General features: G+C 64.6%; 9 protein-coding genes. 5 read left to right on the top strand and 4 right to left on the bottom strand.

The genetic code is table 11. The features are described from left to right. Positions 1 to 23 precede the first annotated feature (23 nt). Together AB6730_RS08215 and AB6730_RS08210 are read left to right on the top strand one after the other, a co-directional pair. Entirely contained in the window at positions 24 to 1,115 is a 1,092-nt protein-coding gene (locus AB6730_RS08215; RefSeq protein WP_371023161.1) for an efflux RND transporter periplasmic adaptor subunit, read from the top strand. Continuing rightward, positions 1,115 to 4,162 (top strand): efflux RND transporter permease subunit, encoded by a 3,048-nt coding sequence (locus AB6730_RS08210; RefSeq protein WP_371023160.1) that lies wholly within the window; start codon positions 1,115 to 1,117, stop codon positions 4,160 to 4,162. The genes AB6730_RS08215 and AB6730_RS08210 overlap by 1 nt, the downstream gene beginning before the upstream one ends. Positions 4,163 to 4,174: 12 nt before the next feature. On the opposite strand, the gene AB6730_RS08205 is transcribed toward AB6730_RS08210, so the two are convergent. Next, the gene (locus tag AB6730_RS08205) at positions 4,175 to 4,879 is read right to left on the bottom strand and encodes a hypothetical protein (RefSeq protein WP_371023159.1); all 705 of its coding nucleotides are present in this window, start codon (positions 4,877 to 4,879) and stop codon (positions 4,175 to 4,177) included. Between the two features lie 155 nt (positions 4,880 to 5,034). Between AB6730_RS08205 and AB6730_RS08200 the strand changes: the two genes are divergently transcribed. Further along, positions 5,035 to 5,481 carry an HIT family protein gene (locus AB6730_RS08200; protein ID WP_371023158.1) on the top strand — a complete coding sequence of 149 codons (447 nt, stop codon included), beginning with the start codon at positions 5,035 to 5,037 and terminating at the stop codon, positions 5,479 to 5,481. Between the two features lie 20 nt (positions 5,482 to 5,501). Here AB6730_RS08200 and AB6730_RS08195 read toward each other — a convergent pair whose 3' ends face one another. The 3 genes from AB6730_RS08195 to AB6730_RS08185 all read right to left on the bottom strand — a co-directional run bounded on the left by AB6730_RS08195 (position 5,502) and on the right by AB6730_RS08185 (position 8,924). Beyond that, positions 5,502 to 6,407, bottom strand: a complete 906-nt coding sequence (locus tag AB6730_RS08195) for a LysR family transcriptional regulator (RefSeq protein WP_371023157.1) — start codon at positions 6,405 to 6,407, stop codon at positions 5,502 to 5,504. 65 nt (positions 6,408 to 6,472) lie between these two features. Further along, entirely contained in the window at positions 6,473 to 7,186 is a 714-nt protein-coding gene (locus AB6730_RS08190; protein ID WP_371023156.1) for a pirin family protein, read from the bottom strand. Between the two features lie 40 nt (positions 7,187 to 7,226). After that, the gene (locus AB6730_RS08185; RefSeq protein WP_371023155.1) at positions 7,227 to 8,924 is read right to left on the bottom strand and encodes an FAD-dependent oxidoreductase; all 1,698 of its coding nucleotides are present in this window, start codon (positions 8,922 to 8,924) and stop codon (positions 7,227 to 7,229) included. A 199-nt stretch (positions 8,925 to 9,123) separates the two neighbouring features. On the opposite strand from AB6730_RS08185, the gene AB6730_RS08180 reads away from it, so the two are divergent. Together AB6730_RS08180 and AB6730_RS08175 are read left to right on the top strand one after the other, a co-directional pair. After that, positions 9,124 to 9,540, top strand: a complete 417-nt coding sequence (locus AB6730_RS08180) for a heavy metal-responsive transcriptional regulator (protein WP_306850553.1) — start codon at positions 9,124 to 9,126, stop codon at positions 9,538 to 9,540. Next, positions 9,537 to 11,861, top strand: coding sequence for a heavy metal translocating P-type ATPase (locus AB6730_RS08175; RefSeq protein WP_371023154.1), 2,325 nt, complete (start codon positions 9,537 to 9,539; stop codon positions 11,859 to 11,861). Before AB6730_RS08180 ends, AB6730_RS08175 begins: the two co-directional genes overlap by 4 nt. The last annotated feature ends 102 nt before the right edge of the window (positions 11,862 to 11,963 follow it).

Genomic DNA, 11,963 nt, shown 5'->3' with positions numbered 1-11,963 from the left:
TTCTTCTCCCCGGAGTCAGTTTCATGATGCGTTCTCTTCTTGCGGCCACCGGCCTGGTCGCCGTTTGCCTGCTCAGTGCCTGCGACAAACCACCGAGGCAACGGCCCACCGAGCGCTCGGTCCTGCTGGCGGAGGTGACGCCGGCGCCAGGCGCCATCGCATCGGCCCTGGGTCAGGTGCGTCAGGCACGACGCGCGACGCTGAGTTTCGACCTGGCGGGCCGGGTGACTTCCGTGGGCATGCATCCCGGTGATCGATTTGCGGCGGGGCAGGTGCTGGCCACGCTCGATCCGGTGCCTGCACGCCTCCGTCTCGCGCAAGCGCGTTCGGAAGCGCTGGCGGCCCATGGTGAATCTCTCGAACGTGCCGAGCAGTTGCGTCAGCAGACGGCACTGTTCGATGACGGAGCCGCCTCGCAAACGAGTCTCACCCAGGCACGCGCCGCCGACCAGGTGGCGCGCGGCAAAGCGGCCACGGCCGACGCCGCCGTCGAACTTGCGCAGCGCGACCTGGAACGCAGCCGCATCCTCGCACCGTTCGCGGGAACGGTCGTTGCCCGCATGGCAGAGCCCGGCAGCGACCTGCCGGCTGGTCAAGCGGTGCTTGCCGTGGAAGGCGAGGGCGAACTCGAGGTGGTCGCGTCCTTACCCGCGGCGCTCGCTTCCGTCCTCTCCATCGGCGATACCGCGCAATTCGTCGGTCCCGACGCCACGGTGGTACCCGCGCGGCTGAGCCATCTGTCCGGACATCTTGAGCGCGGCGCGACAACCGAAGGCATTTTTCGCGTCGTAACCGCGCCGGGGCGGTTATTGCCCGGCCAATGGGTACAACTGAGCCTGGCTGGGAAATCGGCGAGCGCAAGTTCCGTGGCGATCCCCCTGACCGCCGTGGTTCCGGGAGCCCCGGCCGGTAATGCGACCGTCTTCGTCTTCGACGCCACGCATGGGCAGGTCATGCGGCGGCCCGTCACGGTGGCGGCCGCCAACGGCGACCGTGCCTTGATCAGCGCCGGGCTGTCGACGGGCGAGCGCGTCGTGACGGCGGGTACCGCGTTCCTGACCGATGGCCAGGCCGTACGCGAGTTCGAAGGCGACAGCGGACTGGAGAACCCCTGATGTTCCTGACCCGATCGGCGCTCCAGGCCAACCGCCTGACCCTCTTTATCGCCGCACTCATACTCGTGGCCGGCACGTGGACGTTCCTGCACTTCCCTTCGCAGGAAGAGCCCTCGGTCACCGTGCGCGATGCCATCGTCTCTATCAGCCATCCCGGGATGCCGGCCGACGAAGTCGAGAACATTCTGGCCAAGCCGGCGGAGGAGCGGCTACGCGAACTGGATGGCCTGAAGACGATCGTCAGCAACGTCCGGCCCGGCTCCGTGGTGATCCAGCTCACCGCCTACGACCGTGTCACGGACCTGGATGGCATGTGGCAAAAGGTGAGGTCGAAACTCACCGAAGTGGGCCAGGGCTATCCCCCCGGCACGATGGGTCCTTTCCTGGATGACGATTTCGGAAGCGTGTCGGTAGCCTCGGTCGCCGTGACCGCACCCGGTTTTTCTCCGGCCCAGATGCGCGAGCCACTCAAACAGTTCCGCTCGGCGTTGTATGGTCTCAGCGGTGTCGAGCGCGTGAGCTTCTACGGCCTGCAAGACACCCGGCTTTACGTACAGTTCGACCGGACGAAGCTGGCCGCGCTCGGACTGAGCCCCGCCGCCGCCGCCCAGCAATTGGCTGCCCAGAATGCCTTTGCCTCCGCGGGCGAGCCCACGGTGTCGGGGCTGGCGCTATCGGTCGACGTCGGGGGAAGGATTCGTTCGGTGGACGATCTTCGCCGGTTCCTGCTGTCGGTACCCCGCGACGGAGGCCACGCCGACGTGCCGCTCGGCGATGTCGCCACGGTGCAGGCCATGCCGGAAGATCCGCCCCAGGCGGCGGCCATTTACCAGGGACAGTCTGCCGTGGTCGTCTCCGTCTCCATGGGGGATGGGCTGGATATCGCCACGTTCGGCAAGGAGCTGAAAAAACGCATCGATCAAGCTGCGCGGCAATTGCCGGCGGGATTCGAGGCCCACATCGTGACGTTCCAGGCCGATGTCGTCGCCCGGCAAATGAGCAAGATGCACCACGTCATGGGCGAGACCATCGTCATCGTGATGGCCGTGGTCATGCTCTTCCTCGGGTGGCGCATGGGCCTGGTGGTGGGCTCCATCGTGCCCCTGACCATCCTGAGTTCGCTGTTGATCATGCGCATGTTCGACATCGAACTGCAGATGGTGTCGATGGCGGCGATCATTCTCGCCCTGGGCTTGCTCGTGGACAACGGCATCGTGATCGCCGAGGACATCGAGCGACGGTTGAAGGCGGGCGAAGAACGACGGCAGGCGTGCATCGAGGCCGGACGCACGCTGGCGATTCCGCTCCTGGTGTCGACCCTGGTCATCGTCTTCGCCTTCTCTCCCTTTTTTCTCGGCCATACGAGCACGAACGAATACATGCGTTCGCTGGCCGTGGTGCTGGCGGTGACCCTCCTCGGGTCGTGGGTCCTTGGTCTCACGGTGACCCCGCTGCTGTGCTTCTACTTCGCCCGCGTGCATCTCGACGAACAGGAGGATAGTCAGCACGAATCGCGTTTCTATCGAGCCTACCGGCGCGCGATCGGTTGGGTGCTCGCGCACAAGACGCTTTACCTGGGTGTCATGCTCGTTTGCCTGGGCGTAGCCAGCTGGACGCTCTCGCGCCTTCCTTACGACTTCCTGCCCAAGTCCGACCGACTGCAATTCCAGATTCCGCTGACCTTGCAGACCGGCACGGATGCCCGCGAGACCCTGGACACCGTACGACGGATAAGCGTGTGGCTGGCGGACAAGAAAGCCAATCCCGAGATCGAAAGCAGCATCGGATACGTTGCCGACGGGGGCCCGCGCATCGTGCTCGGCCTGAATCCACCCTTGCCGGGCGCCAACATCGGCTACTTCACCGTATCGGTGAAAGCGGGCACGGACATCGACACCGTCATCGCGCGCGCCAGGTCGTATCTGTCGCAGAGATATCCGCAGGCGTTTGCCGAGCCCAAGCGTTTTTCGTTGGGGTCGACGGAGTCGGGCGCTGCCGTCTACCGGATCAGCGGGCCGGGTGAAGCCCAGCTTCGGGACATCAGTGCCAGGGTCGCCGCCGCCTTGCGGGCGTTGCCGGGCACGGTCGATGTCGTCGACAGTTGGGGTCCGCGCGTGCCGCGGTACCGTGTCGACATCGATCAACGAAAGCTTCATGCGTCGGGCCTGACCCGCGATGACGTCATGAAAGCGCTGCAAATGCGCTTCAGCGGAGCCGAGGTCACCGCGATCGACGACCACGGAACGTCCGTGCCGGTGGTGATCCGGGGTGACGGTCTCGAACGTGCTCCGGCGACCGACCCGGGCGATACCCTCATCTATCCCGCCCAGGGCGCACCGGTGTCGCTCTCGGCCGTGGCCATGGTCACGCTGGACTCCGAGCCAGGCGTGCTTCAGCGACGGAACCTGACGAGGTCCGTCACCGTTACCGCGCGCAATCCCACCATGACCGCCGAACAAGTGGCCGCGACGCTCGCCCCTAGCGTGAGCCGGATCGATCTCCCTCCGGGATACGCCATCACGCTCGGAGGCGAAATCGAGGATTCCGCCGAAACCAATGCCGTCCTCACCCGCTACATGCCCTTGGCCATCGGCGGCATGCTGTTGCTGTTCGTCTGGCAGTTCAACTCGTTCCGCAAGGTCTTCATCATCCTCGCGAGCATTCCCTTCATTCTCATCGGAGCCACCCTTGCGCTCGTGGTGAGCGGCTATCCGTTCGGCTTCATGGCCACGTTCGGTCTGCTGTCACTGGCGGGGATCATCGTCAACAACGCCGTGTTACTGCTGGAAAGGATCGAAGCGGAAATCGCGGAAGGTCGTCATCATCACGAAGCGGTCATCGAGGCGGCGGTGAAGCGATTGCGCCCCATCGTCATGACCAAACTGACATGCATCGTCGGACTGATTCCATTGATGCTGTTCGCCGGCCCCCTCTGGACCGGCATGGCGATCACCCTCATTGGCGGGCTGCTGTTGGGTACGCTGATCACGCTCGGGCTTATTCCGGTGCTTTATGACGCGTTGTTCCGGGAACGCCATGCATCTTGAAGTCAGGTTCGATCACGACTTTCCATCGATCGTCTTCGTGACTTTGCCGTCCGCATCCAGGAACTGGATGGAAGTCTCTCCGTTCTCCTTGACGATCATCTTCAGGCGTGGCGATCCGTGGCCGTCGCTGAGTTGAAGCATCGCGTCACCGTTGTCACGGCCCACGAATAACCGGTTGGGGGCAGGGTCGACTTGCGCGAGCCGCTTGCCCTCAGCTTGTTTCGCCGGTCCCTCGGGCATGGCCTTGTAGTTCGTCCATCCCTCGATGTCCAACGGCCTGGCCGACCGGTCGACCACCTTGAGGCCGCTATAGTGATCTTTAGCATCGTCCACGTTGACCAGCTGTACGACCTGATCCTGGTGATATCTGTCGAAGGTCAGACTGCCGGAGTTGCTTGAAGTACCGTCCTTACCCATCTTCCCGCCGTAAATGAGGCCGCCGATCTCGCTGCCTTCGTCATCGAAGAACAGCGTGCCGGCGGTATCACGCGGATGCCTGTAAGTCTTGCCACCGATGATCAGGTCAGGGAACCGGGCCTTGTTGCTGATGACGGTGCGGAGGGTACCGTCCGGTTCGACAATCCTGATCTGCTGTACGGTCAATACGGGAGGTTCCGCCGGTTGGCTTTTTGCATGGGCTACCGCGAGTGAGACACCAATGGCGGTCGTCATGACGACGGAATAGGCGAGCAACAGGTTCTGAGCGTTGGGGCGCATGACATTCCTCCGGGACCATCAGGTGCGGCAAGGATACCCATCGACCGGGGTTGGCATCTAATGGTTGATTCATTGATTCAGTTCCTTGACGGGTAGCAGGAGCACGCCACAGAATCCGGAACACGCCCCACCTTGGCGCTGTCGGTCACAGACCTATGAAAAATGCCCCTCCCGGATATGAGTGTCCGTTCTGCCGTATCGCCGAGACGCTTCCGTCGTCAGTTCCAGAAGCAGCGGTCGTCCTGGTGGATACCAACGTTTTCGCTCTCGTTCCCACTCATCACTACGCTGGAATAAAAGGCAACTGTCTGGTGGTGCCTCGGAGCCATTACGAGAACGTGTTCGACATCCCGGACAATCTCGGCAGCGACTTCTTTCGAGCCACGCGTCACCTAGCGCACGCTATGCGGGACACCTTCCGGTGTGAAGGTATCTCCACTCGCCAGCACAACGGACCGGCCGGCGATCAGGATGTGTGGCATTTTCATCTTCATGTCTTCCCTCGCTACTCGAATGACGGGCTGCGTGTGGGGCAGAAAGTGCCCTACACCACCGAGGAGCGCATAGAGTTGGCGGCCAGCCTGAGGGCTGCTTTGGGCTAGTGTCTGCTCGCCTGAGGGCTTTACGGTCCTGCGTTCACCGGAGTTTGGAACGCACTCACCATCGCTTCCAGGAAAACTCGGGCCTTCCTGGTCATGTTCGCGCGATCGGGGAAGAGCGCGACGATGGGCAGGTCGCCACCGTTCCAATCGGGTAGCACGTGTTCCAGACGCCCCGCCGCGAGGTCGTGGCCGACATCGATGGTCGACTTCAACATGATGCCTAGCCCAGCGACGCACCAGTCGTGCAAGGCATCGCCGTTGTCGACGCGCATGCGTGCAGGTGCCGGAATCGATTCTATCGTGCCGTCGCGGCCGTGCAGACGCCAGGGCGCGATGGAATCGCCGTAACGCAGCAGGTCATGGGTACGCAGGTCGGAAGGGGCCGATGGACGGCCGCGACGATCCAGGTAGGCCGGAGCGGCGACGAGGATGCGCGAGTTGTCGGCGATCTTGCGCATGGCGGCGCTGCTGTCGACGAGTCCGCCACCGATGCGGATGGCCACGTCCATCGCGCCACCCACGACATCCACCATCTTGTCATCGAGGGACAGCGAAATGGCGAGTTGCGGATAGCGTCGCGTGAGTTCCCCCAGGATGGGCGCCACATGCCTGCGTCCGAACGACACCGGAGCCGATACCCGTAATGTCCCGACCGGTTCGTCGCGACCGGTCGCCAACAGTTCTTCGCCCTGGCGGATCGCTTCCAAGACGCGATCGATCTCGACCATCAGGCGCGCACCTTCTTCCGTCGGAGAGAGACGGCGCGTCGTCCGGTTGACGAGGCGCACACCCGTGCGCCGCTCCAGCGTGGCGAGCCGCTTGCTCACCACGGCGAGGCTGACGCCCATGGCGTTCGCGGCGGCTGTCAGCGAGCCCGATGCCAGCACCTGCTGCAATGTCCGAAGTTCGTTGAGATCGTCGAGCATCTTGCCTCACAGTTGAGACTGACTCGGATGGTCGCGCGATTAGAGCATGGCTGGCAGGCCTTGAACTAGCGAGGTGGCTGCAACTCGCCCATGTCGAACAGCAGCACCTCGCCGTCCACGCCGTCGGAGAACACGACGCGTTCCTCGCCGGTGATCTTCGCCGCGTCGCCCGCGGATAGCGGATGGCCATTCACATGCACGCTGCCACGGACCACGTGGACGTACACCAGGCGCTCGAAATCGATCGTGTGATGCGCGGTTTCATCGGGGCCGAACAGTCCCGCGTAGATCCGTACATCCTGGTGAACCGTCACCGATCCGTGTTCGCCGGACTGGCTCGCGACCAGACGCAATTTGCCGCGCTTTTCCGCATCCGGAAAGAATTTCTGTTCGTAGCCGGGCGCCAGGTTCAGCTGGTTGGGGATGATCCATATCTGCAGGAAATGCGTCTCGGTGACCGCGTTGTTTTCCTCCGAATGCGTCACGCCATGGCCGGCGCTCATGCGCTGTACTTCGCCAGGACGGATCACGACGGCATTGCCCATCGAATCCTTGTGCGCCAGTTCCCCTTCGAGCACGTAGCTGATGATTTCCATGTCGCGATGGGAGTGCGTGCCGAAGCCGGCGCCGGCGGCGACACGATCCTCGTTGATGACGCGCAGCGGGCCGAAGTGGACGTGGTCTTCGTCGCGGTAGTCGGCGAACGAGAAGCTGTGATGCGAATCGAGCCAGCCGTGGTTGGCGTGGCCGCGTTCGGAAGCGTGGCGGATGACGAACATGGGTGTCTCCAGGAAGAAAGTATTTGCCGCGGCCGATGGCTCAGGCCATGACGGTAGGGGAAGCAGGCACGGCGGCGGGCATGGAGTCGTGACGGATCGACGCGAGGTATTCGTGCACGGCCTGGATCACGGCGGACCCCTCTCCGACGCCGGATGCGACGCGTTTCACCGACCCTGAGCGGACGTCGCCCACGGCGAATATGCCGGGGCGGCTGGTGGCATAAGGCGAGGTCGCGGGCACGCCGGCGCAAGCCCGGCCGGTTTCCACGAAGCCCTTCGCGTCGATGCCCACGCAATCGCCGAGCCAGTCGGTGTTTGGGTCGGCTCCGATCATCACGAACACGTTGCTCACGGGATGCACGACGACCTCGCCGGTGTCACGGTGACGGCACGCCACCGTTTCGAGATGATCGTCGCCGTCGAGGCGGACGATCTCGCTTTGTACGTGCAGGGTGATCCGGGCGGAATGCGTGATCCGTTCGATGAGGTAATTGGACATCGTCGCCGCCAGACCATCCGCGCGAACGAGCAGATGGACCATCGACGCCGTTCGCGAGAGGAAGACGGCCGCTTGTCCCGCCGAATTGCCTCCGCCGACGACGATCACTTCCTGCCCCTGGCAGAGCTTTCCCTCCATCGGCGTCGCGGCATAGTGCACGCCACTGCCTTCGAAGCGCTCGTAGTTCACGGCGGAAAGCTTTCGGTAGCGTGCCCCCGTGGCCACGACGATCGCATGTGTGCGTACCTCTTCGCCGTCCTCCAGTTCCAGGCGAAACGGGTGCTCGTCGCATTCGAGGGAACGGACGAAACGCGAGATGGCGAGCCGTGCGCCGAATTTCTGCGCTTGGATGTGGGCGCGTCCCGCCAGGGCCTGGCCTGAGATACCGGTGGGGAAACCCAGGTAGTTCTCGATGCGCGACGACGTGCCGGCCTGACCACCCGGGGCCAGGCCCTCGATGACGATGGTGTTCAGGCCTTCGGAGGCGGCGTAGACGGCGGCGGCTAGCCCCGATGGACCGGCGCCAACCACCACAACGTCATAGACCAGCGAGCCATCGAACGCTTCGGTCAGGCCGAGACGATCGGCGAGTTCGGCGGTAGAGGGCCGGCTGAGAGCAGTCTGGTCGGGAAAGATCACCACCGGCAGTCGCTCGGCAGTCATGCCCATGCCTTCCAGGACCTGGTCTTCGGCGCCGGCCTCGGTGGTATCGACGAGGCGGTGCGGGTAGCCGTTGCGGGTGAGAAAACGCTGCAGGGCGAGCGTGGCGGCTTCGTGCGCACCGCCCACGATAAGGACGCCGCCGGTACCGTTCTGGATCAACCCGACACGGCGCAGGATCAACGCACGCATGACGATTTCGGCGATGTCCGGTTCGGCCGCCAGCATGCGCTTCAGGGCATCGCGCTCGATCTTGATGACGCGCGTCCCGGGACCGGCGCGCGCGTAGACCAGGACTTCCCGTTGGTTCAGGAGGTCCAGTTCACCGGTGAATTGCCCATGGGTATGGGTCGCGAAGACGACGGGCTGGCCGGAGGCATCAAGATCGAACACTTCGACGGTACCTGTCACGATCACGAAGAAGCACACCGCGCGTTCGCCACGGGCGTAGAGAAGCGTATCCGCCTGGAAATCCTGCTCGACGCCGTAGTGGCGCGCCGTGTCGATCATGGATTCGTCGAGGCGTGGAAAGATCTGCGCCGTCCGCGCATAGGGATCGTTTGGATCGATGGTGTTCACGTCCGCACCCGGAAGGACAGCGATGGTCGGTCTCACTGTAGTGTCGGTGTGGGGTGGCTGATTGAAGAAATCGCACCCTGCCAAGAGCCTCTCCCGACGATAAAGGTCGCTGGCGCCACGATGGTCCTGGTCAACCCGGAAGTGGTGACGCTTACGGGCGCTTGACTCTAGACCTTGATCAAGGGTCTAGACTTAGCCCATGAACACTCAAACCGCCCTCACCATCGGCCGCATCGCGCAAAGCGCGGGCGTCGCCATCGACACCATCCGGTTCTACGAGCGGGAAGGGCTCCTGCCCGAACCCCGGCGCCGGCCCTCGGGATATCGCGAGTACGACCAGAGCGCCGTCTCGCGGCTACGCTTCATCCGCCGGGCCAAGGACCTGGGTTTCACCCTGGAAGAAATCCGCGAATTGCTGGCCCTGTCGGCTGACCGGCACGGCGGCGTGGAAGGGGTGCGCGAACGCGCCGCGGCGCGCTTGCAGGCGATCGACGAGCGCATCGCGGAACTGCAGCGTGTGCGCGATGGCCTGGCCGAGCTGGTGGAGGCCTGTCCGGGGCATGGCGCGCCGGAGGATTGCCCGATCCTCAAGGCGCTGGCGGAGCCGAACGCATGAGCCGCGGCTGCTGTGGACACGACGCCGGCAGCCAGGCCGGCCCGGTGAAGGACCCGGTGTGCGGCATGACGGTGGACCCGGCGACCACGCCGCACCACGCCACACATGAAGGCCATGATTATCACTTCTGCGGCGCGCGGTGCCGCGAGCGGTTCATTGCCGAGCCGGGCAAGTACCTTGGCCCGAAGGAGCCCGAACCGGCGACGCCAGCGGGCACCATCTACACCTGCCCGATGCATCCGGAGATACGCCAGGTCGGCCCGGGTTCCTGCCCGAAGTGCGGCATGGCGTTGGAACCGGCGATGCCGACGCTGGACGAGGACGACGGTGAAGTCCGTTCTCTCGGCCGCCGCCTGGCGTTGCTGGTGGCCTTGACGGTTCCCGTGTTCCTCGTCGCGATGGGGCCACACCTCTTCGGCACGATGTGGCCCGAGCCCTGGTCGTCGTTGGCGCGCTGGGGCGAAGCCTTGCTGGCGACCGTGGTGGTGTTGTGGGGCGGCGCGCCGTTCTTCGCTCGCGGTTGGCGTTCGCTCATGCCGTGGTCGCCGAACATGTACACGTTGATCGCGCTGGGAACGGGCGTGGCGTGGCTGTACAGCGCAGTCGCCTTCCTCTTTCCATCGCTGTTTCCGCCCGCCATGCGCAATGCGCACGGCATGGTGGACGTGTACTTCGAATCGGCCGCGGTGATCGTCACGCTGGTGACACTGGGCGATTTCCTGGAACTTCGCGCACGCCGGCAGACCGGAGAAGCCTTGCGTGGCTTGCTCGGCCTGGTACCGAAAACCGCCCGCCGGGTGGCCGACGATGGCCGCGAGCAAGACGTCCCTCTGGACACCCTGCGTGTCGGCGACAAGGTTCGCGTGCGGCCGGGCGAAAAGGTTCCGGCGGACGGCAGCGTGGTGGATGGTGAGAGCCATGTCGACGAATCCATGCTCACTGGTGAAGCGATGCCGGTGGCGAAACGCGTGCACGACAAGGTCACCGCCGGCACGCAGAACCAGCACGGTGCATTGACGATCCGGGTGGATCATGTAGGGGCGGACACGGTGCTTTCGCGCATCGTCGCGATGGTGGCCGAGGCGCAGCGTTCGCGCGCACCCTTGCAGCGCGTCGCCGACAAGGTCGCCGCGTGGTTCGTGCCCACGGTAGTGATCGTCGCGGTGCTCGCCTTCGCCGTCTGGTGGGCCGTGGGTCCACAGCCTTCACTGGCGCATGCGCTGGTGGCGGCGGTATCGGTGCTTATCATCGCGTGTCCCTGCGCCCTGGGCCTGGCGACACCGATGTCGATCATGGTGGCCAGTGGCCGCGGAGCCCAGGCGGGCGTGCTGTTCCGTGACGCCGCGGCGATCGAGACCTTGCGCGAGATCGACACGCTGGTGTTCGACAAGACCGGCACGCTGACGGAAGGCAAGCCGGTGTTGACCGAACTGCGCAGCTTCGGCCCCGATCGCGCGGAGGCACTGGCTCTTGCGGCGGCGCTGGAACGTCCCAGCGAGCACCCGCTGGCGGCCGCGATCGTCGCCGCCGCCGAAGGCGAAGGGTTGGAGATCCCCGCGGTTTCCGGATTCCAGGTGGCGGTGGGCCGCGGTGTGAGTGGACGTGTGAACGGCCACGATGTCGCGATCGGCAACGCGCGCTTGATGGAAGACGAACGCGTGGATGCCAGTGCCGCGCACGAAGCGGCCGCGAAGGCCCGTGCGAAAGGCGCCACGGTGATGTTCCTCGCCGTCGACGGCCGTCTGGCAGCACTGCTGTCGCTTGCCGATGCGGTCAAGCCCTCGACGAAGCCCGCACTGGATGCCTTGCATGCGGCGGGCGTACGACTGGTGATGTTGACCGGCGACAACGAGGTCACGGCGAAAGCCGTCGCCTCGTCATTGCCGATCGACGAGGTGCATGCGGGTGCGTCGCCGGAGGACAAGGCCCATCTCGTTTCCGCGCTCAAGGCGAAGGGCTCGAAGGTGGCGATGGCGGGCGACGGCGTGAACGACGCACCCGCGCTGGCCGCCGCGGACATCGGCATCGGCATGGGCAACGGCAGCGACATCGCGATCCAGAGCGCCTCGGTAACGCTGCTGAAAGGCGACCTCGCCGGTATCGCGAGGGCGAGGGCCTTGTCGGAAGCGACCGTGAAGAACATCCGGCAAAACCTGTTCTTCGCGTTCATCTACAACGCCGTGGGCGTGCCGGTGGCGGCGGGCGTGTTGTATCCGCTGCTTGGGGTGACGTTGTCGCCGATGATCGCCGCGCTGGCGATGAGTTTGAGTTCGGTGTCGGTGGTGGGTAATGCGTTGCGCCTGCGGCGGGGCGAGCTCTAACCGAAGAGCCCGCACCTCGACTTGAGATGCGGCCTCCTGTGTGGAGCTGCTTCAGTTGCAGAAGCTGCAGTTGTGGGAAACCGCGGTTGTGGGAGCCCCGCG

The organism is Luteibacter sp. RCC_6_2, assembly GCF_041360655.1.
Lineage (GTDB): Bacteria > Pseudomonadota > Gammaproteobacteria > Xanthomonadales > Rhodanobacteraceae > Luteibacter.
The sequence above is the reverse complement of the archived record's forward strand: the minus strand, read 5'-3'. Positions and strand labels throughout refer to the sequence as shown.

Bases quoted from the DNA above. Each gene is read 5' to 3' on its own strand.
- AB6730_RS08215 (WP_371023161.1), top strand. From the start codon at position 24: ATGATGCGTTCTCTTCTTGCGGCCACCGGCCTGGTCGCCGTTTGCCTG.
- AB6730_RS08210 (WP_371023160.1), top strand. From the start codon at position 1,115: ATGTTCCTGACCCGATCGGCGCTCCAGGCCAACCGCCTGACCCTCTTT.
- AB6730_RS08205 (WP_371023159.1), bottom strand. From the start codon at position 4,879: ATGCGCCCCAACGCTCAGAACCTGTTGCTCGCCTATTCCGTCGTCATG.
- AB6730_RS08200 (WP_371023158.1), top strand. From the start codon at position 5,035: ATGAAAAATGCCCCTCCCGGATATGAGTGTCCGTTCTGCCGTATCGCC.
- AB6730_RS08195 (WP_371023157.1), bottom strand. From the start codon at position 6,407: ATGCTCGACGATCTCAACGAACTTCGGACATTGCAGCAGGTGCTGGCA.
- AB6730_RS08190 (WP_371023156.1), bottom strand. From the start codon at position 7,186: ATGTTCGTCATCCGCCACGCTTCCGAACGCGGCCACGCCAACCACGGC.
- AB6730_RS08180 (WP_306850553.1), top strand. From the start codon at position 9,124: ATGAACACTCAAACCGCCCTCACCATCGGCCGCATCGCGCAAAGCGCG.
- AB6730_RS08175 (WP_371023154.1), top strand. From the start codon at position 9,537: ATGAGCCGCGGCTGCTGTGGACACGACGCCGGCAGCCAGGCCGGCCCG.